Below are 22,821 nucleotides of genomic sequence, written 5' to 3'. Positions count from 1 at the left end.
CGCCGCTTTCCGATATCGCTACAGCTTTGAGCAGGAAGATCTCCATGTTTGGTTTTACTCGTAACGGCTGGGTCAACGGCGTGCTGTTGGGCTTGACCTGCACCACCCTGCCCGCCTTCGCCGATACCGATTCGAACCTGTTGACCCGCAACACCCTGACCGGGGACTGGGGCGGTCTGCGGCACCAGATGGAACAAGACGGGATCAAGTTCACCGGCGATTACACCGGCGAAATGGCTTACAACGCCGATGGTGGCCTGCATCGCTCAGGTCGTTATTCGCAAAACATCAAGCTCGGCGCGCAGTTCGACCTGAGCAAGTTGTATGGCGTAGAGAACGCCGGCAAGATTCAGCTGATCATCAACGACCGCCGCGGCAACAGCGCCTCGGAAGATCTGGTTGGCAACCGTCTGCCGATCCAGGAAAACTACGGCGGCCTCTACACCCGCCTGACCGAACTCAGCTACGAGCGCAGCCTGTTCACCCCGGCACTCAACGTGAAGCTGGGTTACATGGCCATGGGCAACGACCTCGGCGGCCTCGACAGCGGCATTCTGTGCAACTTCATGAACGCCGGTTTCTGCGGCCATCCGCTGAACATGTCCGGCGGCAGCGGCTGGACCAACTACCCGAACGCACACCTGGGCGTACGGGTGAAATACGACTTGTCGCCGTCATGGCAACTGCGCGTTGCCGCGTTCAATGTCGACCCGGAAAGCAACGGCAACTCCAGCCGCGCCTGGCATCTGGGCCCGAAACACACCACCGGCACCGTGGTGCCGATCGAGCTGGTGTACAAGCACGCGGGCCAATTGCCCGGCGAATACAAGCTCGGTTACTACTACGACAGCTCCGACGTGAAACGCATCGGCAGCGACAAAGAAGTCTCCGGCCGTGGCGGTCACTACTTGCTGATCGATCAGGCGGTGTGGAGTTCACAATCGTCCGAGGGCCGCAGCCTGCATGCGTTCGGCCAATACTCGGCGGCCAGCGAAGCGGCTTCGCCATTCAGCAAGTGGTACGGCACCGGTCTGGTGCTGTACAAACCGTTCGAAGGTCGCCCGCGTGACACCGTCGCTCTGGGCTACGGCCGCGCCGTGCCTAACCCGCGCAGCCGCGACTTGCAACAGGACGCTGCCATGGCCAACGGCACGCAGTTCCCGAACCTGGACAGTGGCGAGCAGTTGATCGAACTTGGCTACGGCTATCAGGCCACGCCTTGGCTGACGCTGCGCCCGAACATGCAATACATCATCGAACCGGGCGCGTTTTCCGGGCAGGACATCGACAATGCGTTGGTGTTTGGCTTGCAGGTGAAAGCCTCACTTTGATTCTTCTGGCAGAACTGCAGGCAATAAAAAACCCGGCGTAATGACCGGGTTTTTTATTGCCTGAAAATTGTCGTAACCAAGAAGCTCAGTCGACACCGAACCTTTACCCCCAAACCTGCGTCCGAGCTAAGGCGTTAACGCTTACCGCTCGCACGAGGTTTCCGTTTGAAAGCAGCCATCGTCAAAAAATACCGTTTGATCATCAAGACCATGGGCTACGTGGGCTGGTCGCTGTTCTGGTTGTTGCTCTGGGACATCGCCGTCACCGTCGACTTCATGTTGTTCCTCAACGCCAAAATCAACCTGCCGCTGATGCCGCTGACGCTGCTCGGTTCAGCGCTGGTGGTGCTGATCAGTTTCCGTAACAGCAGCGCCTATAACCGTTGGTGGGAGGCACGCACGCTGTGGGGCATGATGATCAACAGCTCGCGCAGCTTCGCCCGGCAGGTGCTGACGCTGCTGGATGATCCCGATAACGAAGTGAACCCGGTGAAGGCGACGCTGTTGCGCCGCCATGTGGCGTACGTCAATTGCCTCGCGGCGCATCTGCAAGGTCAGCCTTGCCCGGAGGAAGTCCGCGCGTTCATCCCGGCGGATGAATTCGCCCGCAGCGGCACCACCAACAACTTTGCCAACGACATCCTCACCGGTTCCGCGGCGTTGCTCGCCCGGGAATACAAGGCCGGGCGCCTGGACAGCATTCGGCTGGCACGGCTGGAATCGACGATGGTCGATCTGTCCAACAGCCAGGGCGGGATGGAACGGATCGCCAATACTCCGCTTCCCTACCCCTACGTGTATTTCCCGCGCCTGTTTATCTCGCTGTTCTGCCTGATTGTGCCGGTGGGGCTGGTGGAATCATTGGGCTGGTTCACCCCGCTGGCCTCGACGGTGGTGGGCTTCATGCTGCTGGCCATCGAGCGCATCGGCACCGACCTGCAAAGTCCGTTTCGCCATAGCGAGCACCAGATCCAGATGGAAGCCCTGTGCGAAACCATCGAGAAAAACCTGCAGTCGATGCAGCGTGATTCACTGGGGGATGTGCATAGGGTTGAAGAAACGGCTTGAACAACGATCTGAGGGATGCCAGGGCGTAAAGCCCTGGCGAGTCGCAGGTATTACTTCTTCTTTTTCGCCGGTTTGTCAGCCTTCTTAGCATCCTTGGCCTTTTCCGGCTTGCTATCGGCTTTTTTCGCAGACTTTTTCGGTTCGGCGTCTTTCTTCTTGTCTTTCTTGTCGGAGGACTTGGAAAGCGCCGAAGCTGCCGCTGATTTCTTTTCCGGCGAGGACTTTTTGTCTTTCAAGTCCTTGCTGGCTTTCGAAGCATCGTCTTTTTTGCTTTTCTTCTCGTCTTTAGCCACGTTGACCACCTCTCGGAATGTGCCGGTATTGGCACCGGGCCTGTGCGAATGAACACAAGCTGATCGTTAGGCGTGGGCGTTCGGGCGGGGTTCAGATTATTTGACTCGATCCAGCGCCCTTGACGAAGACCGGCCGCTTAACAAGTTGTCAATAGCACAGTTGTGCGACTGTTCTGGAGATAGCGCAGTGATAGGCTTTTCTGGCGTGACATTACGCGAATGCCCGATCTGTTCAGAAGGCAGGTCGGGGCCAATGTTTAAGCCCGCTGTAAGCTAACTGAAAGGATTCGAATATGAAAAAGTCAATGACTACTCTGGCCATCGCCGCGACGCTCGCTTGCGCCGCAACGGCCACAAACGCTGCCGTGCATCCAACCACCATCACTGCTCCACAGACGGTCAAGCAGGTGACCGCCTCGATCAACACGCCTTTCGCAACACATAGCAAAGCTGGAGAAATCCAGACGGCCAGCCTGGCCAGAAGTTGTTCCGATGAGCGCTATTCCTGGTGGGAATTCAGTGGCTGGGAAATAATCGCCTGCCTCGGAAGCGGTCAGTGGTAATTATTCAGAGGAGGCTGGTGCGTGACTTGTGTGCTGAGCACGCACCAGCGACTGTTATAGCCAACTCGTGAATTTGCACGCCTGTTTACAGGGTTCTACCACTGGCTTGCTCATAACTCGACAGGAAATGCTGCCACTGCGACTCATCCCAGAAAGAATGCCGTCTGAGTTGAGGAATGTCGTGACGCGCCGCGCCCATTGCCGTAGCACGACCGCGAGATTTCTCCAGGTCAAGCAGCGCCAGTTCGAAATCGAAGTCTGTGTCGGTGATCGACGCCTTGATAAAGATGTGTTTGGAGCGCATGCAACCGTGCTGCCATTTGCCCGAGTGCATCCGCGCCAGCATTTGCGCCAAACGTTCAAGAAGTCGCAGATGTTGCTCTGTGGTCAACAGGCTTGCAGCGCCCTGGCTATACCAGGTATCCAGATCGATGAAGCCGCCCAGGTCTTTGGTAACCAAGACACCCTGCCATACGCCGTCGACTTTTCTCGCGCCATAAAATACCGGTCTTGGCGCATTCACGCCCAACTCTTCGAGTCTTGAAAGGGCAACGCCTTCACGCAGTGCGGTGGGTCGACCAGTGGGGTAACGGAGACTGCGGAACAAATGGCCGGTCTGGCGCTTTACGAAAAACGTCTTGTCACCTTGAACAATCAGTTGGACACCACTGGTGCCGCTACGGCGCACATTCGGCGGTTCCACCCACGACCCGGACGTACCCCACCAGAAATCAAACTCATCACGTGCCCTGCCCATTGTGCGCTCCATTTATTGTAGAAATCGTTTCGTGCGACGTTTGCATGAGGGTCGCAACAGCAGCTCAGTCTGTTGGTGGACGTTAATAGTTCCCTCGTTGTTCGCGGATTTTAGGGCCAGCTTGGGGCGTTTACGCAACTACGTGACGAAAATTGGCTATTGAGGGGTGTTTATCCCTTCAGGTGTATCCTTTTCGCCGATAGCCGACGACATCAAACACAGATGCCAACCGTATCGCGGGGGGCCGCCCGACTGTTTTTTCGATTAACTTGAAAGCCCGTTAAATTGAACCAGGTCATGATTCAATTCGGTTGAAGGAAATAACGAACAACCTTCTTTATCCGCGTTTTCTTTGTGCTAAAAGTATTGCCGCCAGTGTCTCCTTACAGGGATGAGTAAGGCTTTGCTCATCCGCAGCCATTGCCCACGAATGCATACTTTCAACAAGGAAGTCATATGAAAATAGCTGGGCTGTCCGGGATTCTCCCGTCACGCATTGTCAGCAATCAGGACGTTATAAACCTGGTCGAGGAACACTCTAAAAGTCGGGGCAAAGCCGAGAAAGACCCGTTTTGCATGGGTTGGGCAGGCAGTGGCGGGAAGGTCTTCTCTGCGTTGTCATTTACCCTGTAAGACCGGAAGCAACTTGCCGCCGTGAGGCGGCAAGTGTTCGACCCTGTTGACGACAGGAACCTGACCCAGTCATTTCAACGTGTCATGGCTGATCAACGTCTTCGGCTCCAAATACGCGCTCATCCCCCACCTGCCCATTTCGCGCCCAAGGCCTGAATGCTTGAATCCACCGAAGGGAGCGCGCGGTTCGTGGGTCAGGGTGTTGATGAGCACGCGTCCCGCATTGATCTGGCGGGCTACGTTCATACAACGTTCAGCGCTTTTTCCCAATACCAGGGCGCTCAGCCCATAGTCCGTATCGTTGGCAATGCTGATCGCTTCGGCATCATCCTCGTAGGGGATGATCGTCAATACGGGCCCGAAGATTTCCTCACGTGCGATGCGCATCCGGTTGTTGGCATCAGTGAAAATCGTGGGCTTCACAAACCATCCGGCATGCAAGCCTTCCGGGCGACCTTCGCCACCCGCCAGCAACCTCGCGCCTTCTTCCTGGCCGATACGGATGTAGCGCTGCACCCGTTCCCATTGTTTCTGGCTCACCATCGGACCGATATCGGTGTCGGTGTTACGCGGATCGCCCGATCGGATCTGTGAGACGCCCTCCTGCGCAATCCGCTCAAACTCTGCCAGCCGGCCGCGCGGCACGAGAATGCGAGTGCCCGCGATACACGCCTGACCGCTGTTGAGAAATCCTGTTTGCAGCACCATCGGCATGACCGCCTGCAGATCAGCATCATCAAGCACCACGGTGGGCGACTTGCCGCCGAGTTCCAGCGTCACACGCTTCATGGTGTCGGCACCGGTTCTGACCAGATGCTTACCGACAGCGGACGAGCCCGTAAACGAGATTTTGGCAACGTCGGGATGACCGGCGATCTCCTCGCCAACCACATCACCCCGTCCGTTGACGACATTGAATACACCCGGTGGCAGCCCCGCTTCGTGCAACGCACTGACCACGACCTGCGTCTGCAACGCGCTCATCTCGCTAGGCTTGATGACGGCGGTGCAGCCTGTCGCCAGCGCGGTGGCCAGCTTGTTGCAGATGAAGCCCGCATTGCTGTTCCATGGCGTAATCAGACCGGTCACACCCACGGGCGTCAGAATGACCCTGGCCGTGCCGACCTGTTCCTCGAAATCGAACGCCTCCAGAGCATCGATTGCCTGCGCAATCACGTCGGCCGGATAAGTCGCCATCCAGCGCCCGCGAGCCACAGGTGCACCGTACTCCGTGAGGATGGCTTCCAACAGCTCTTCCTCCTTTGCCGCCACGGCCCGGTGCATGCGGTGCAGTGCCGCAATGCGCTCCTCCCGGCTAGTACGAGCCCACGCCGGGAATGCAGCCTTGGCGGCTGCGATCGCACGCTGTGCGTCCAGTGCATCGCCCAGCCGAACCTGACCGATGACTTCCTCGGTGCTCGGGTTATGAAGGTCGAACCATTCCTGACCGTGTGGAAGAACGAACTCGCCGTTGATATAGATATGTTCAATGCGTTGCATGACGACTCCTCGCTCGCAAGCGGCTCGTCTGAATCGAGCCGCTGTGATGAAGTCTAAGAAGGGTTCATTATTCCGATAAGCCATCCTTTGGCTTATGAAGCATCCTTATATTCAGGACGATCCATGCACAGAACAGGAATGACCGAGCTGGAAGTGGTGTTGGCCGTGGCGCGGCGCAGCAGTTTTCGCGGCGCTGCACAGGAGCTGGGCATGTCCACTACTGCCGTGAGCAGCGCGGTGGCCGGTCTGGAAGCACGCTTGAAAGTGCGGCTGTTCAATCGCTCCACGCGCAGCGTTGCTCTCACCGACATTGGGCAACGCTATGTGGCACGCATCGCACCTGCGTTGGCACAGATCAAAAGTGCCGGCGAAGAAGCTAGCGTCGGCCCCGATGAGCCGAGCGGCACATTGCGCATCAATGCACCGCATGGCGCGGCCTGCCTGCTGCTGGATCCGCTATTGAAGCAGTACGCTCAGCGCTATCCCGATGTACGTATCGACATCGTCAGTGAATCAAGCATGGTCGACATCATCGCCGGTGGCTTCGACGCCGGGATTCGCCTCGCGGAGTCCGTGCCGCAAGACATGATTGCCGTGGCACTGTCAGGTGACATTCGGATGCTTGTGGTCGCAACGCCCGAGTACTTCGAACGCCACGGCGTACCCGAACATCCGCGAGATCTAATCACCCACCGAAGCATCGGCATGCGCATGGCCCATGGTGGCCTCTACCAGTGGGAATTGGAGCGCGATGGCCAAAAGCTGCAGATGGATCTGCCGGTGAGCTTCGCCTCCAACGAAATGCTGGCAATCAAACAGGCGGTGTTGTTGGGCCTTGGCATTGGTTTCATTTCCGAGTGGTTCATCCAGGAAGAGCTGGCGAGCGGCGCCCTGGTGCCGGTGTTGATGCCGTGGTGCCCGTCCTTTGGCGGACTGAGGCTCTATTACTCGGGCCATCGCTTCGTGCCCGCGCGGTTGCGCGCATTGATCGAACTGGCGCATGAGTTGCGGCCTACTGTGATTTGATCCTGTTTTGCCCACTAAGCCGGGCCATTTGCCGGAACACTCTGACGAACATAATAATTGTCGAATTCACTGCTTTCGGTGAATTGGAAGCCATGGCGGGTATAAAAGCGATTCGAAGCACTTTCTTTGAGAGCGCCAACTTTAACAGGGAGCGCAGCCGCATCCGCCTCTTTGAAAATCTGAGTGAGAACAGCAGCCCCTACACCTGATCCTTGCGCGCTCGGTCTCACATACAAGTGGTCGAGCAGGAGTTCATTGTGGTGATGCTTGACCACTACAAAACCAACCCTCTCTCCAGATACTTCGATATAGCGTGTGTTGCGAGCGTCAAAACCGCCAAGAAACCGCTCACGCGCACGCACCGGATCAAATCGCCCGACACGCTCCAGACTTTCGCGCATGGCCTCAATTCGAATGGCTACAAGATTGTCCAAGTCGCTTGGTTGAGCCGGGACCAAAATGACTGGGGAATTTTGATTGGGTGCGACGGGCATAGGTTGTGCTCTATTTACCATCCTGGAAGGCCAGTATAGAGAGCCTGGCTTGTGGGGCCCAGTTTGGCTTCACCCTCGAATTCAGGCACCCATCTCAAAAACGAACATGACTTGGTCAATCTGGATTTTGATTGCCAGAGCCCTGCGTGACCGACAGGTCTGCAATACGACCTCATGGTATTCACATGTCGATATCAGACACGATCATGGCGCAATCAGGCTATTGAATCGGCAGCAAGGCCGGCTAAGGTGCCGTGTCTTCCTATCAAAACAACCCCACTCAAATCATGGGGTTGATAAGAACTGCGGCGGTTGGACGGGCTTCTTTCGGGAGTTCAGCAGGCAACGATGGTGACCGATCGTGTGCCCGTTCAATTGCTTAAATGTCGATCAGCAGAGAATAAAAATACCGATGATCAGCCCGAACTCCATGGATTCGAGTAGCCAATTGGCGCAGGGCTTCAAGCCTCGTCACGTCACAATGCTGTCCATCGCCGGGATTATCGGCGCCGGTTTGTTCGTCGGTTCAGGACACGCCATTGCCGCAGCAGGGCCGGCGGTGCTGCTCGCCTATCTGTTTTCAGGTCTGCTCGTCGTACTGGTCATGCGCATGCTCGGCGAGATGGCGGTGGCCAATCCGGACACCGGTTCGTTCTCCACCTACGCCGACCAGGCCATCGGCCGCTGGGCCGGTTTTACCATCGGTTGGCTGTACTGGTGGTTCTGGGTGTTGGTGATTCCCATCGAGGCACTGGCGGCCGGGCATGTGCTGAACCAATGGTTTCCGCAGGTCGATGCCTGGCTGTTCGCGTTGGGATCGATCATCGCGCTGGTGGTGACCAACCTGTTCAGCGTGTCCAAGTATGGTGAGTTCGAGTTCTGGTTCGCCATGGCCAAGGTCGTGGCGATCATCGGCTTCATCGGGGTCGGTTTTGCCGTGTTGATGGGCTGGGTGCCCGACCGCGAAGTCAGCGGGTTGAGTGGCCTGATGGCCGAGCACGGCGGATTTGCGCCCAATGGCTTGTCGGCGGTGGTCGGCGCTTTCATCACGATCATGTTCAGCTTCATCGGTACGGAAGCGGTGACCATCGCGGCCGCCGAATCGAATAACCCGGCGCAGAACATTGCCAAAGCCACCCGCTCGGTGATCTGGCGCATCGGCGTGTTCTACCTGCTGTCGATCTTCGTGGTCATCTCCGTGGTGCCCTGGAATGATCCGTTGCTGGCCTCGGTGGGCTCGTATCAGCGCGCCCTGGAAATCATGAATATTCCAAACGCCAAGTTCATGGTCGACGTCGTCGTGCTGATCGCCGTGGCCAGTTGCATGAACTCCTCGATCTACATTGCCTCGCGCATGTTGTACTCGCTGGGTCGTCGCGGCGATGCACCGAAAGCGCTGAAGGCGACTTCCGCGGCCGGTGTGCCACGGGCCGCCGTGATCGCCAGCACCGTGCTGGGTGCGTCGATCACCGTGTGGAGCTACTTCATGCCCGCCGGGCTGTTCGAGTTCCTGCTGGCCAGTTCCGGGGCGATTGCCCTTCTGGTGTACCTCGCCATTGCGGTGTCGCAGCTGCGCATGCGGCGGATATTGCAACAGCGCAAGGTCGAGCTGACCTTCCGCATGTGGCTGTTTCCATGGCTGACTTGGCTGGTGATCGGCTTCATCTGCGCGGCGCTGGCGGTCATGATGATCACCCCGCAGCACCGCACCGAAGTCACCACCACCATTGGCCTGGCGCTGGCAATCTCCTTTATCGGCCTGATGACGTCGCGTCACCCTGCCCCGGCGGCACGCGCAACGTCGGTGGGCTAGGCGTTCACGCCGAAGCCGATATTCCCTTGGCGAAGACCAAGGAAATGACCGACGCCTGCATCTCAGACCGATTCCTGTGAGGCCATGATGTCATCGACCCCCTCCGTGGCCGACGGTACGACCCAATCCGTCGGGTTTCTGCTGTTGGATAAATTCACCCTCATGTCGCTGGCATCCGCCGTCGAGCCACTGCGCATGGCCAATCAATTGTCGGGGCGAACGCTGTATCGCTGGCATACGTTCAGCCCCGGTGGAGCGCCGGTCTGGGCCAGCGACGGGGTGCCAATCACGCCGGATGCCTCGTGGAGCAACCCCGGCGTGGCGGACACAGTGATTGTCTGCGGCGGGGTCGGCATCCAGAGCGTGATCACCCGTGAGCACACATCCTGGCTGCAAGCCCTGGCGCGCCAATCCAGACGCTTGGGCGGTGTGTGCACCGGTAGCTGGGCACTCGCCAAAGCCGGATTGCTCGACGGCTATGAGTGCAGCGTGCATTGGGAGTTTCTGGCGGCCATGCAGGAAGCTTTTCCACGCGTAAACGTCAGCACCAGCCTCTTCACCCTCGACCGCAACCGCTTTACCAGTTCCGGAGGAACAGCGCCGCTGGACATGATGCTGCACCTGATCGCCCGCGATCATGGTCGTGAATTGTCCGCCGCCATCTCGGAGATGTTTGTTTACGAGCGCATCCGCAACGAGCAGGACCATCAACGCGTACCGCTCAAGCATGTGGTCGGTACGCATCAGCCCAAGCTGCAAGAAGTCGTTGCGTTGATGGAGGCCAATCTTGAGGAGCCGATCGAGCTGGACAACCTCGCCGAATACGTCGATCTGTCACGCCGACAGCTGGAGCGGCTGTTTCAGAAATACCTGCAATGCACGCCGTCACGCTACTACTTGAGGTTGCGGCTGATTCGCGCGCGACAACTGCTCAAGCAAACCTCGCTGTCGATCGTGGAACTGGCGTATGTCTGCGGATTTGCCTCCACACCGCATTTCTCGAAATGCTATCGCGAGCAGTTTGGGGTGCCGCCGAGCGACGAGCGCTCAGGTTCTGCAATGAGTCGTAAGCGGGCAACGCCGCCATCCTCAATCAACACACTGACAACGCTTGATCAGGCGAGAAACGAATCGACGTTTGCCAGTGTTCGAATGATGGCGAGTGCCGATCTGGCTTGAATGAACCGAGGCAAATCGGCCGGGAACACACAAGATGCCCCGGCCATATGCCCTGCCCGTTTACGCCTGATCCAGGGCCTCCACCACGCCTTTGTCTTCCCCAAGAAACCCGCCGCTCTGATGCGCCCACAGCCGCGCATATACGCCGTTCTTCTCCAGCAACTCCGAATGGGTGCCCTGCTCGATGATGCGCCCGTCATCCATGACAATCAGCCGGTCCATCGCCGCGATCGTCGACAGTCGATGTGCGATCGCGATCACGGTCTTGCCCTGCATCATGTCATCGAGGCTTTCCTGAATCGCCACTTCGACTTCCGAGTCCAGTGCACTGGTGGCTTCGTCCAGCAGCAGGATCGGCGCGTTCTTCAGCATCACTCGGGCAATCGCCACCCGTTGCCGCTGGCCGCCCGACAGCTTGATCCCGCGCTCGCCCACCAGGGTGTCGTAGCCGGTATGGCCCTGGCGGTCGCTGAGTTGGCTGATGAACTCATCAGCCTGCGCATTGGCGGCGGCGCGGCGGATCTGCGCGTCGGTGGCATCGGGCCGGCCGTAGGCGATGTTGTCGCGAATCGAACGGTGCAGCAGCGAGGTGTCCTGGGTGACCATGCCAATGGCACTGCGCAGGCTGTCCTGAGTCACGTGCGCAATGTTCTGGCCGTCGATACGAATCTCGCCGCTGTCGACGTCATAGAAGCGCAGCAGCAAGTTGATCAGCGTCGATTTGCCGGCACCGGAGCGGCCCACCAGGCCGATCTTTTCCCCGGGGCGGATGCTCAGGCTCAGGCCATCGAGCACCTGACGCTCGCCACCGTAGTTGAACTTGACCTTGTCGAACGTCACCGCGCCGCCAGAAGTGACCAGCACGCCTGCATCCGGCGCGTCTTGCACCTTGGTGCCTTGGGTCAGCGTCGCCATGCCGTCCTGGACGGTGCCGATGCTTTCGAACAGCGAGGTCATTTGCCACATGATCCAGTTCGACATGCCGTTGATCCGCAACGCCATGGCGGTGATCGCCGCCACCGCACCGGCGCCGACGTCGCCCTGGTGCCACAGCCACAGGGCGTAACCACCGGCGGACATGATCAATCCCACCACCAACGCCTGATTGACGATTTCGAACAGACTGACCAGACGCATCTGGCGAAAGCCGGTCTGCTTGAAATCTTCCATCGCCGCCCGCGCAAAGTGCGCTTCGCGGTTGGAGTGGGAAAACAGCTTCACGGTGGTGATGTTGGTGTACGCGTCGGCGATACGCCCGGTCATCATCGACCGCGCATTGGCCTGCTCCTGACCGACCTTGCCCAGACGCGGCACGAAGTACCACATGGCCAGACCGAACAGCACGACCCAAGCAAGGAACGGCAGCATCAGCTTCAGCGCAAAACCACCGGCCAGGGCAATGATCGCGATGAAGTACACGCCAATCCCCGGCAGAATCTCGATCATGGTGAACAGCACGTCGCGCACGGCGAGTGCTGTCTGCATCACCTTGGTCGTGACCCGGCCGGAGAACTCGTCGGAGAAAAACGAAAGGCTCTGCCGCAGCATCAGCCGATGGAAATCCCAGCGCAGGCGCAGCGGCAGGTTAATCGCCAGAATCTGGTGCTGGACCATGGTGCGCAACGCCACCAGCCCGACACTGAGCACCATGACAATGCCCATGCCCCACAACACGCGGCTTTCTTGCACCGCCGCTTCGCCGCCGGCCTGCCACGTCGAGAGCAGATCGACGACCTGGCCGAGGAAGGAAAACAGCCAGGCTTCATAGACCGATACGGCAGCACTGAGCAACGCCAGTGCGAGGATGTAGCCGCGAGCACCCCGAGTGCAGGCCCAGAGAAATTTAGCCAGACCGTTGGGTGGCGGTGGCACCTCGTCAGGCGGGAAAGGGTCGAGTCTTCGTTCAAACACACGAAGCATGATGTTCTCCTGAACGTTCAAGTCAGGGAGATTCTGCCACCGATTGGATCCCGGGAGGTCTTTGTGAAAAAGTGTGTGCTCCCGACCTGACGAGTGCCTGCCGTCTCTACCAGACTGCGATATGCGAATCCGCCCGCGGCTCAGTCCCGCCACACAGTACGCCCGTCACTGGATCACGCAGAATAATCTGTCCTCTGCCGTAATCCGTCAGGTCACTGGCGATCTGCACCTCATGCCCGCGACGCGCCAACGCGTTGGCCAGATCCCTTGAAGCCCCCTGCTCGATGCCGACCTTCATCCCACCCAGCCACTGCCAGCGCGGCGCGTCCAGTGCCGACTGCGGGTTCAAGCCGAAATCCACCAGGTTCATCACCATCTGCACATGGCCCTGCGGCTGCATGTAGCCGCCCATCACACCGAACGGGCCCAACGCCTGACCGTCCTTGGTGAGGAAGCCAGGAATGATCGTGTGAAAGGTCTTTTTCCCCGGCGCCAACGCGTTGGCATGCTCGGGATCCAGGCTAAATTCCTGCCCACGGTTTTGCAGGGCAATGCCGCTGTCAGGCAGCACCACGCCTGAGCCGAAACCGTGGTAATTGCTCTGAATGAACGACACCATATTGCCCTGCCCATCCGCCGTGGCCAGATACACCGTGCCGCTGGCGTGAGGATCACCCGGCTTCGGCGGCTGCGCCTGTTCGCCGATCTGAGCGCGGCGGCGGGCGCTGTACTCGTCACTCAACAGATCGGCCACGGCCACGCGCATGTGCAGCGGATCGGTGATGTAGTGCAGACCATCGCTGTAGGCGAGCTTCATCGCCTCCAGTTGCCGGTGCCAGGTCTGCTGGCTGTCACGGTGATCGAAGTCGAAGCCCTCGAGAATCTTCAGCGCCATCAAGGCGACCAACCCCTGTCCGCTCGGCGGGATTTCCCAGACGTCCACGCCACGGTAATTGACGTGGATCGGCTCGACCCATTGCGCGCGGTATTGCTGCAGATCCGTGGCGCGCAGATAGCCGCCCGTTGCTCGCGAATGCGCATCCAGGCGTTGCGCCAACGCGCCGCGATACAAACTCTCGCAACAAGTGCTGGCCAACTCCTCAAGGGTTCGCGCCTGCGCCGGGTTACGGAACAGCTCCCCGGCCTTGGGCGCACGACCGTCAATCAGGAACGTATCGAACCAGGCCTGCAGCACCTCATCGCGGTGCGGACTGAACTCATCCAGCGCGATCTGCCATTGATGGGCAACCACCGGCGACAGCGGAAAACCGTCTCTGGCCAGACTGATCGCCGGTTGCAGTAAATCGGCGAACGGCAACACGCCAAAGCGTTGCGACAGCTCGGCCCAGGCCGATGGGCAACCGGGCACCGTCACTGGCGTCCAGCCATATAGCGGCATCTGTTCATGGCCGGTCGCCTTGACCGCTTCGATACTTAGCGACGCCGGGGCATGGCCGTTGGCATTGAGGCCATGCAACTGATCCTTGAACCAGACCAGCGCAAACGCATCACCGCCCAGGCCGCAGCCCGTAGGTTCGACCACAGTCAGCGCCGCCGCCGTGGCGATGGCCGCGTCAATCGCGTTGCCGCCCTTCTGCAGCATCTCGATACCGGCCTGCGCGGAAAGTGGCTGGGACGCCGCGACCATGCCACGACGGGCGAAGACGCTTTGGCGTTGCGATGGATAGGGATATTCGTGAGCAGAGAATTTCAACATGGCAAAGGCTCTTCAAATCAGCAATTCATTGGCCGGACTTGATCCGGTTCCCTTCACGGGTGATCAGGCGCTGGATGTTTTCCGGCGATCTTCTCGAAGTTCTTCAACGTGTCGGGGCTGCGGCTCCGCGTACAAGCTCGATAAACGCATCGTCGAAATCCTTGTGAAGTTCACAGCACGCGGCTGAGAAAGGCCTGGGTTCGGGGATGGGTGGGACAGCTGAAAATCTGTTCCGGCGGGCCTTGTTCGATCAGTTCGCCCTGATCGAGCACCACCACCCGGTCAGCCACTTCGCGGGCAAAGCCCATTTCATGGGTGACCACGACCATGGTCATGCCCTCCTCGGCCAGCTCCTTCATCACCTGCAAAACCTCGCCGACGGTTTCCGGGTCGAGGGCGCTGGTGGGTTCGTCGAACAGCATCGCCTGCGGTTTCATCGCCAGTGCGCGGGCGATCGCCACCCGTTGCTGCTGACCACCGGAAAGCATCGACGGGTAATGCCCGGCCTTGTCCGCCAGCCCGACTCGCTTGAGCAATGCGTGCGCCTGCTCCAGCGCAGCCTGGCGTGGCACACCCAACACCTGAATCGGTGCTTCGATGATGTTTTCCAGCGCGGTCATGTGCGGGAACAGGTTGAAGCGCTGGAACACCATGCCAATGTCGCGGCGCTGGCGGGCGATGTTGCGTTCCGAGTCGCGCACCAGACTGCCGTCCGCCCGGGTGCGATAACCCATGGGCTGGCCGTTGACCCGGATCTCTCCGCCCTGAATGTCTTCGAGCAGATTGATGCAGCGGATGAACGTGGTTTTGCCCGAGCCCGAAGCGCCGATCAGCACCACCACTTCGCCACGGCGAACTTGCAGCGAGATGCCCTTGAGAATCTGCAGGTCACCGAAGGCCTTGTGAATGTTCAGCGCCTCGATGATCAGCTCGTCACTTTGCTGCACCATGATCAACGCCCCCTCAGCAGTTTCAGCGTGCTGCGACCGAACATCCGGCTGGAGGCCGGCGGCGGCGAAGAAGGTCGGTCGGACTGGCCGAAGCGGTTCTCCAGCCAGCGCTGAAAGAAGCCCCACAGCGTGGTAAGCAACAGGAAATAGATCGCCACCACCAGGTACAACTCGAATACGCGAAAGGTCGCCGAGGTGACCATTTGCGTACTGAGCAACAGCTCCTGCACGCCGATCACGCTGACCAGCGTAGTGTTTTTCAGCATCACGTTGAACTCATTGCCCAGCGGCGGCACGATCACCCGGAACGCTTGCGGCAGCACGATTCGGCGCATCAGTTTGGCGAAGGTCATGCCCAGCGAACGGCCAGCCTCGTACTGGCCCTTGTCCACGGCGCCGATCCCGGCGCGAATGATCTCGGCCATGTACGCGCCTTCGTTGAGGCCCAGAGCAATGATCGCCGCCTGAATGTTGCCGGGCACCACTAGCCCGAACAGCTCGATGTCTTCGAAGCGAAAAATCCCGCCCGCCGCCAGCGCGGTGTAGAGGAAAACGATCTGCACCAGCAACGGTGTGCCGCGCATCAGCCACACATAAAAACGCACCGGCAGATGCAGCAACGGATTCTTCGACAAGCGCAGCAGCGCGGCGGCCAGCCCCAGCACACAGCCCAGCAGCATCGCCAGCACACTGATCAGGCACGTCAGCCACAGGCCGGTGAGGTACACGCCGCTGGGCTGCAACAGGTACTGCCAGAACACATCCCAATTGAAGTTCATCAACGCTTACCTCAATCGAGTGTGTCGCTGGAGACGTGCCACTTGTTCAGGAGCTGGTTGTAGCTGCCGTCGCTGCGCATGTCGGTGATGATCTGCTGCACGGCGGCGCTCAGTTGTGGATCGTCCTTGCGTATCCCCAGACCAGTAAGGATCCGACTGAAGGCTGGTACCCCTTCCTCAAACAGGTCCGGGGCCATTGCGGCGTAATAGCCGGCGGTTTCTACGGTGGTGCCGTAAGCGTCGACCTGATTGATGCGCAGGGCCTGGAAGGCATCGGTGTCGGTGTTGTAGACCACCAGTTTCATCGGCGGCTTGCCGGCCTTGCTCAGGCTTTCATTTTCGGTGTCGAGCAAGGTCTTGATGGTCGAACCGTTGAGCACCGCGATCTTGTGCCCGCTGAGATCCGCAAGGGTTTTCAGCGCCTTCGGATTGCCCTTGGGCACCACCACCGCCTGGCTGGAATACATGTAGTTGACGATGTCGATCACCTCACGGCGCTCGGGCTTGTCGAACAACTGGTCGACGATCATGTCGCACTGTTTGGCGAGCAAGGCCGGGAGCAATCCGGAGAACGGAATCACCCGCCAATCGACCTTCTTGTCGCCCAAACGCTTGGCGATTTCCAGGCCCAGATCGACGGTCAGCCCTTTGGGCTTTTGCGCTTCATCAAAAGACACCAGCGGCGGTGAATCCATGCCCGAGCAATAGGTCAGCTTGTCGACCTTGAGCAGACGCTCCGGCACCGTGGGTGCGGCAAGCGCCCACTGCGTACAGAGTCCGAGGGAAATTGCAGCCAGTAACAGGCGAGACGTATGCATGACCAGACACTCCAGTTCGGTTAGTAACGGGGCAGTACTCAAAGTCAAAACATCGGCGGACTCGTGTTCCGCTCTGTGGTTATTTTTCCGATTGCAAAAATTTGATCAGTTCGGGGACGGTGCCTTCGATGTGCTCGCGCACCACGGCCTCGGCCTTGCTGGCGTCGCCGGCGCGAATCGCATCGAGGATCATCTGGTGTTCCTGGCGCGCACTCAGGGGCTTTTCGATGTGCTGCAGCCAAAGGCGCATCGGCGCTTCGATCAGTGAATAGAGGGCGCTGATCTGCTTCAGCAGGCGTGGGCGATCGCTGAGGCTGCACAGGTATTCATGGAACTTGCGATGGCGGCTGACCCACGCCGCACTCTCCTCGCGGTAGTCGTCCATTTCATCGAGCAGCCGCTCCAGCGCGGTCAACTGACGCTCGCTGATTTTGGGCACGGCGATGCGAATCGCCAGCCCTTCCAGGGCGCTGCGCATCTCGAACACCTCATGCATTTGCTCGACATCCAGACCGCTGACCACCGCGCCGCGGTTAGGCCGCAGCGTCACCAGGCCCTGCGCATCAAGGCGGCGAAAGGCTTCGCGCACCGGCATGCGGCTCATGCCGATTTCACTGGCGATGTCCTCGGCGATCAACCGGTCGCCCTTGCGGTAACGACCACCACAAATGCCTTCCAACAGAAAGTTGTAGGCCTCTTCCTCGGCGGTCATCGGTTGACGCTGGTCGTAGGCGGGAGCGAATTGCATGGCAGCACCTTTTGTCTTTTTGTATCCAGTTATCCACGGATACAAAAAAGCAGGATGCATGCCAGATTTCACATGTGCAGCCCAAGCTTTTGATTTGCATGATTTAAGCGGCAAAACGGCGATTAGGCCCTGCCGTGCAAGACTCGAGCGGTGCTACCCGATCGCCCATGGCGAGCCCCGCAAAGGTGCAAATTGGTAGCTGAGTAACACTCAACTGAATAGCAGCGCCGCTCCAGGAGCGACGCTTTTTTGTGGGGTGAAGGACAACTTCCCTTGCGGGCCTGCCTATAGAAATAGGCAATCCTCCCAGACAAAACGGCATACCCCTTCCCCTGCGCGCTGCCTACCATGGCCTCTCACTTATCCGTCGGAGCTTGCCATGCACAGCAGCAAAACCCTGTTCATCACCGGTGTCAGCAGCGGCTTCGGCAGCGCCCTCGCGCAAGAAGCGCTCAACGCCGGTCACCGGGTGATCGGTACCGTGCGCAACGAGGCCGATCTGAAGTCGTTCGAGGCCTTGTCAGCGGATCGGGCACACGGGGTGTTGCTCGACGTCACTGATTTCGAACGCATCGATGGCGTGATCGCCGACGTCGAAGCTACGCTGGGTCCGGTCGATGTGCTGGTGAACAACGCCGGTTACGGACATGAGGGCATTTTCGAGGAGTCACCGCTGGCGCAGATGCGGCGTCAGTTCGACGTCAACCTGTTCGGCACGGCGGCGATGATCAAGGCGTTCGTGCCGTATTTCCGTCAACGGCGCGCCGGACACATTCTGAATATCACCTCGATGGGCGGCACCATCACCATGCCCGGCATTGCCTATTACTGTTCGAGCAAGTTTGCCCTCGAAGGGCTCTCCGATACGCTGAGCAAGGAATTACAGCCGTTCAACATTTTTGTCACGGCGGTGGCACCTGGCTCGTTTCGTACCGATTGGGCCGGGCGTTCGATGCAGCGCACGGCGCGCAGCATTGCCGACTATGACGCCAGCTTCGACCCGGTGCGCAAGGCCCGCGAAGAGAAAAGCGGCAAGCAGTTGGGCGATCCGCGCAAGGCTGCGCAGGCCATGCTGCAACTGATCGCCAGCCCCGCGCCGCCCGCGCACTTGCTATTGGGCAGCGATGCGCTGAATCTGGTGCGCGATAAACTGCAACGCAGCCTCAGCGACATCGAGCAATGGGAAACCCTGACCCGCTCCACCGATGGCTGAGTCCCGGCACAGAGATCAATGCCCATGAGTCCATCCGATCCGTATACCGCGCGCATGGTGCAGTTGCTCGAACAACTCGCACCATTGGAGGGTTACAACCTCAGTGCGCTGGAGGACGTACGTTTTCTGCGTTCGAATCGGCCGCTGAGCAACACCCCGGTGCTGTATGACCCGGGCATCGTGATTCTCTGCCAGGGGCGCAAGCGCGGCTATCTGGGCGATGACGTCTACGTCTATGACGCACAGCATTATCTGGTGGTGTCGGTGCCGGTGCCGTTCACCATGGAAACCGAAGCCAGTGCCGATGAACCGATGCTCGCGATATATATGCGCCTTGACCTGCAGTTGGCCAGCGAGTTGATGCTGCAGGTCGACGAGGTGTTCGGCCCCAGCGACGCTTCGCCAAAGGGCATGTACGCCTCGCCGATGGATGATCCATTGCGCGCCTCGACCCTGCGTTTTCTCGAAGCGATGAGCGATCCGGGCGATGCGCAGATCCTCGGGCCGGCGCTGGTTCGGGAGATCTACTACCGGATTCTGACCGGCGCCCAGGGCGGTTCGATGCGTGCGGCGCTCCAGCAGCAAGGGCATTTCGGCAAGGTCAGCCGGGCGATCCGGCGGATTCACAGCAGCTATGAGCAGCGTCTGGACGTCGAGTCCCTCGCCGAGGAAGCGGGGATGAGCGTACCGAGCTTTCATGTGCATTTTCGCAACGTCACTGACTCATCGCCGATGCAATACCTCAAGGCCACGCGCCTGCATCAGGCGCGTTTGCTGATGCTGCGTGGCGCCATGCCGGCCGCGACGGCAGCGTTCAACGTCGGTTATGAAAGCGCCTCGCAGTTCAGCCGCGAGTTCAAGCGCTTCTTCGGGCGCACGCCGCTGGCCGAGATCGCGTGGATGAAGGCCACGTATGCCTTGCCCCAGTCCGCCACGCCCTCCCCGTATGTTTCTTCGCACTGAGCACTGATCGCTCCCGGCCATCGCATGTCCGCCGCGCGCTCAAGGCAAAATCCCCGCGCATTCACTACGCTTGAGAAATCCGCCGCAGCGCAATCGCCAACAGCAGATTGAACATTGCGCCCAGGCCGCTGTTCCAGATGAGCAAACCCAAGCTACCAAGGACGAGCATATGGACAGTTTCGCTCCTGCTACGCCGGTTCCGCCTCAGCAAAGTGCAATCACCCGCCGCCTGGCGTTTGCGGTCGGTACGCTGTTTATCGTCGGGGTGATTGCCGCTATCGGCACCCTGCTCGGCATTGCCGCTCGCCTGGATCGCGAGGATGTCGAGCAAAACCGCTTCTACATGGCCCGCGCCCTGGAAAACCGCATCAGCACCTCAAAAAGCTACATCACCAGTTACGCCGACTGGACCACGGCCTATGAGCACTTGCACACCCAAGTCGATACCGACTGGGCCTACACCCAGCAGAACATCGGCAAGACCCTGTTCACCACTGACGGTTATGACGGCGTGTTCGTGCTGGATCGGCAGGGCACCAAATACGCCGTGGTGCAGGGGCAGCAGGAAGACGCGGACATCGCGCACTGGCTCGCAGTGCCTGCCGCGTCACTGATTGAGCAGGTGCAAAACCAGTCCGAGTTGACCGTGCCAGTCAGCACTTACTCGCTGTTCGACGGCTGGCCGGCGCTGGTCACGGCGGCGGCCATTCTGCCTAACGATGAGCGTCCGGTGGGCGATCCGCAACAGACGTCGGTGCTGGTATTCGTCGACAAGCTGACACCGGCCAAACTGCAAGCGCTTGGCGTGGCCTATGGCCTGAACAACCTGACTCTGATGCCGGATGAACAGCTCACCGGGGAGCAACCACGCGTGCCGCTGGACAGCACCGGTTTCAGCTTGACGGCGGATCTGAAGCGACCCGGGCAACAATTGTTGTGGTCATTGCTGCCCATACTCGGCAGCGTGCTGGCCGTGCTGATGCTGCTGACCGCGTATTTCCTGCGTCACGCCGTGCGATCGTCGATCTATGTCGATCAGAGTTTCAGCACGTTGAAGACCTCGAATCAGGCGCTGGAGACGGCCAACCATGCACTGGAAGCCAGCGAAGAACGCTTTCGCGCCGTGGCCGAAGCCGCATCGGACTGGATCTGGGAAGTCGACAATCAACTGCGCCTGACCTATCTCTCGGCGCGCTTCAGCGAGGTGACCGGTTACCCGCAAACCGAGTGGCTGGGCCAAGGCATCGGGCAACTGGTGTCCTGCGATACCACGCCGCTGGAGCTGTGGCTGAAAAAACTCACCGAAGACAGCAATGCCAGCGACCTGCGCTGCACCTACCGCGATCACGCCGGACAGCAACGCCACTGTCGGCTATCAGCGCGGCCGATCATCGAGAAACAAAGCGTGGTCGGCTATCGCGGCACCGCCAGCGACATCACCGACGAAGTCGCTGCCCATGCGCAGATCCAGCACCTGTCCATGCACGACGCCCTGACCGGGCTGCCCAATCGCAATCAGTTGTCGCGTTATCTGGATGACGCGCTGCTGCTCAAGGAGCACGCGCCGCCACTGTCGCTGCTGGTGATCGATCTGGACAACTTCAAGCCGATCAACGACTCCCTCGGCCATCCGGCCGGTGATGCGGTGTTGCAGGAAGTCGCCAGTCGCCTGCGCGAATGCACCCGTGAGCACGACATCGTCGCCCGCCTGGGCGGTGACGAGTTCGTCGTGGTGCTCAATGGCATGGACACTCGGCAAGAGGTCGACAGGTTCTGTACCCGGCTGGTCGAGAGCCTGCATCAACCGATGGTCTTCGAGCATCACCCGCTGCACGTCGGGGCCAGCATCGGTATCGCCCTGAGCCGCCGCCAGGGCTTCGTACCCAGCGAGTTGATCCGTTGCGCCGACATCGCGCTGTATCAGGCCAAGTCCGAGGGCAAGAACACCTGGTGCTATTTCGAAGCGCACATGAACGACCAGATCCAGACCCGCCGGCAAATGGAAAGCGATCTGCGTGGCGCGCTGAAAAACGACGAATTCATCCTGCATTACCAGCCGCGCTACACCGTCGACGGCAAGCACATTGTCTCGGTCGAGGCATTGGTGCGCTGGCAGCATCCGACCAAGGGCCTGCTGGGGCCCGACGTGTTCATCGGCCTGGCGGAACAGACCGACCTGATCGTGGCGCTGGGGCGCTGGGTATTGCGTGAAGCCTGTGAAACCGCACTGAGCTGGCCGTCAGACATTCTGCTCTCGGTCAATCTGTCCCCGGCGCAGTTTGCCCTTAGCGATGTCGTCGAAGACGTGCGCGAAGCGCTGATCCAGACCCGTTTCCCGGCCAGTCGCCTGGAACTGGAAATCACCGAAAACGTGATGCTCGTCGACACCGACGGCGCACTGGCCACGATGAATGCGCTGAAGGAACTCGGGGTGCGCCTGAACATGGACGACTTCGGCACCGGCTATTCGTCCCTCGGCTACCTGCGCGCCTACCCGTTCGACGGGATCAAGATCGACAAACGCTTTATCGCTTCGATCAGCAACGGCGCCAACGATCGCGCCGTGGTTCAGGCGATCATCGGTCTGGGCAAAGCCATGGGCCTGACCGTCACCGCCGAAGGCGTGGAAACCGAGGAGCAACTGGAGATTCTCGGCAAGGATCAATGCAATGAGGTGCAGGGTTATTTCATGAGTCGGCCGATCGACAAGAACGCGTTCGCGCAGTTGTTGAAAAGCGCCAGGGCCGTGCCGGCAGATCATCCGTTATCAACAATCAGTAATGAAATGCAAAAAGCCCGGCTCGACACGCTTCGTTAATGAGGTTTTCTTGCTGACTTTAATTAGTTTTGTTCAGGGTGTGTTTAGGGCCGTCATGCTGGAATAGTCCTTGCCGTGGGTTAGGGTCGAATTCAATCTCGCGAAAATCACAACTTCACTTGCGGCTTTATCTGGCTTCCAGGATTGCGGGCGAAAAGAACAACTGCAGCGAAGGATTAACGATGGATCGATATGATGCCCCGCTTGTTGTAGAGCGCACTTCGCGGGCTGGAATGTT

19 protein-coding genes are annotated in these 22,821 nt (G+C 59.5%); 9 read left to right on the top strand and 10 right to left on the bottom strand.

The genetic code is table 11. The features are described from left to right. The first annotated feature begins 44 nt into the window (after positions 1-44). Both LOY52_RS13300 and LOY52_RS13295 read left to right on the top strand, forming a co-directional pair. Positions 45-1,331, top strand: a complete 1,287-nt coding sequence (locus LOY52_RS13300; protein ID WP_258679785.1) for a carbohydrate porin — start codon at positions 45-47, stop codon at positions 1,329-1,331. Between the two features lie 165 nt (positions 1,332-1,496). After that, positions 1,497-2,399, top strand: coding sequence for a bestrophin family protein (locus LOY52_RS13295; RefSeq protein ID WP_135295812.1), 903 nt, complete (start codon positions 1,497-1,499; stop codon positions 2,397-2,399). A 50-nt stretch (positions 2,400-2,449) separates the two neighbouring features. Here LOY52_RS13295 and LOY52_RS13290 read toward each other — a convergent pair whose 3' ends face one another. Then, a complete protein-coding gene (locus LOY52_RS13290) occupies positions 2,450-2,692 on the bottom strand; it encodes a hypothetical protein (RefSeq protein WP_103367089.1) in 243 nt (80 codons plus the stop codon). A gap of 293 nt (positions 2,693-2,985) precedes the next feature. Between LOY52_RS13290 and LOY52_RS13285 the strand changes: the two genes are divergently transcribed. Next, positions 2,986-3,255: a hypothetical protein gene (locus LOY52_RS13285; protein ID WP_258679784.1), complete on the top strand. Its 270-nt coding sequence runs from the start codon at positions 2,986-2,988 to the stop codon at positions 3,253-3,255. A gap of 85 nt (positions 3,256-3,340) precedes the next feature. On the opposite strand, the gene LOY52_RS13280 is transcribed toward LOY52_RS13285, so the two are convergent. Then, the gene (locus LOY52_RS13280) at positions 3,341-4,012 is read right to left on the bottom strand and encodes a lipopolysaccharide kinase InaA family protein (RefSeq protein WP_210557140.1); all 672 of its coding nucleotides are present in this window, start codon (positions 4,010-4,012) and stop codon (positions 3,341-3,343) included. Between the two features lie 702 nt (positions 4,013-4,714). Beyond that, positions 4,715-6,145, bottom strand: a complete 1,431-nt coding sequence (locus LOY52_RS13275; protein ID WP_258679783.1) for an aldehyde dehydrogenase family protein — start codon at positions 6,143-6,145, stop codon at positions 4,715-4,717. A gap of 123 nt (positions 6,146-6,268) precedes the next feature. On the opposite strand from LOY52_RS13275, the gene LOY52_RS13270 reads away from it, so the two are divergent. Further along, on the top strand, positions 6,269-7,171 hold the full coding sequence (locus LOY52_RS13270) for a LysR family transcriptional regulator (RefSeq protein WP_258679782.1): 903 nt from the start codon (positions 6,269-6,271) through the stop codon (positions 7,169-7,171). A 14-nt stretch (positions 7,172-7,185) separates the two neighbouring features. Here the strand turns inward: LOY52_RS13270 and LOY52_RS13265 are convergent, their stop codons facing one another. Continuing rightward, positions 7,186-7,665: a GNAT family N-acetyltransferase gene (locus LOY52_RS13265; protein WP_258679781.1), complete on the bottom strand. Its 480-nt coding sequence runs from the start codon at positions 7,663-7,665 to the stop codon at positions 7,186-7,188. A 412-nt stretch (positions 7,666-8,077) separates the two neighbouring features. On the opposite strand from LOY52_RS13265, the gene gabP reads away from it, so the two are divergent. Both gabP and LOY52_RS13255 read left to right on the top strand, forming a co-directional pair. Further along, positions 8,078-9,478 (top strand): GABA permease, encoded by a 1,401-nt coding sequence (gabP, locus tag LOY52_RS13260; RefSeq protein WP_258679780.1) that lies wholly within the window; start codon positions 8,078-8,080, stop codon positions 9,476-9,478. A gap of 87 nt (positions 9,479-9,565) precedes the next feature. Then, on the top strand, positions 9,566-10,657 hold the full coding sequence (locus LOY52_RS13255; RefSeq protein WP_258679779.1) for a GlxA family transcriptional regulator: 1,092 nt from the start codon (positions 9,566-9,568) through the stop codon (positions 10,655-10,657). 60 nt (positions 10,658-10,717) lie between these two features. On the opposite strand, the gene LOY52_RS13250 is transcribed toward LOY52_RS13255, so the two are convergent. The 6 genes from LOY52_RS13250 to LOY52_RS13225 form a co-directional block, all read right to left on the bottom strand. Next, positions 10,718-12,577, bottom strand: coding sequence for an ABC transporter ATP-binding protein (locus tag LOY52_RS13250; RefSeq protein WP_210557146.1), 1,860 nt, complete (start codon positions 12,575-12,577; stop codon positions 10,718-10,720). A 106-nt stretch (positions 12,578-12,683) separates the two neighbouring features. Next, the gene (locus LOY52_RS13245; protein ID WP_258679778.1) at positions 12,684-14,294 is read right to left on the bottom strand and encodes a gamma-glutamyltransferase family protein; all 1,611 of its coding nucleotides are present in this window, start codon (positions 14,292-14,294) and stop codon (positions 12,684-12,686) included. 170 nt (positions 14,295-14,464) lie between these two features. After that, positions 14,465-15,244, bottom strand: a complete 780-nt coding sequence (locus tag LOY52_RS13240; RefSeq protein ID WP_258679777.1) for an amino acid ABC transporter ATP-binding protein — start codon at positions 15,242-15,244, stop codon at positions 14,465-14,467. 2 nt (positions 15,245-15,246) lie between these two features. Further along, a complete protein-coding gene (locus LOY52_RS13235; RefSeq protein ID WP_027611757.1) occupies positions 15,247-16,023 on the bottom strand; it encodes an amino acid ABC transporter permease in 777 nt (258 codons plus the stop codon). Between the two features lie 11 nt (positions 16,024-16,034). Then, positions 16,035-16,841 carry an ABC transporter substrate-binding protein gene (locus LOY52_RS13230; protein ID WP_258679776.1) on the bottom strand — a complete coding sequence of 269 codons (807 nt, stop codon included), beginning with the start codon at positions 16,839-16,841 and terminating at the stop codon, positions 16,035-16,037. 79 nt (positions 16,842-16,920) lie between these two features. Continuing rightward, entirely contained in the window at positions 16,921-17,589 is a 669-nt protein-coding gene (locus LOY52_RS13225) for a GntR family transcriptional regulator (protein ID WP_098964038.1), read from the bottom strand. A 379-nt stretch (positions 17,590-17,968) separates the two neighbouring features. On the opposite strand from LOY52_RS13225, the gene LOY52_RS13220 reads away from it, so the two are divergent. The 3 genes from LOY52_RS13220 (at position 17,969) to LOY52_RS13210 (ending at position 22,583) form a co-directional block, all read left to right on the top strand. Next, positions 17,969-18,802 (top strand): oxidoreductase, encoded by an 834-nt coding sequence (locus LOY52_RS13220; RefSeq protein WP_258679775.1) that lies wholly within the window; start codon positions 17,969-17,971, stop codon positions 18,800-18,802. Between the two features lie 24 nt (positions 18,803-18,826). Continuing rightward, positions 18,827-19,765: an AraC family transcriptional regulator gene (locus LOY52_RS13215; RefSeq protein WP_258679774.1), complete on the top strand. Its 939-nt coding sequence runs from the start codon at positions 18,827-18,829 to the stop codon at positions 19,763-19,765. A 169-nt stretch (positions 19,766-19,934) separates the two neighbouring features. After that, positions 19,935-22,583 carry an EAL domain-containing protein gene (locus tag LOY52_RS13210; protein ID WP_258679773.1) on the top strand — a complete coding sequence of 883 codons (2,649 nt, stop codon included), beginning with the start codon at positions 19,935-19,937 and terminating at the stop codon, positions 22,581-22,583. Positions 22,584-22,821: the final 238 nt, after the last annotated feature.

Source organism: Pseudomonas sp. B21-051 (genome assembly GCF_024748795.1).
Classification (GTDB): Bacteria; Pseudomonadota; Gammaproteobacteria; order Pseudomonadales; family Pseudomonadaceae; genus Aquipseudomonas; species Aquipseudomonas putida_A.
The sequence above is the reverse complement of the archived record's forward strand: the minus strand, read 5'-3'. Positions and strand labels throughout refer to the sequence as shown.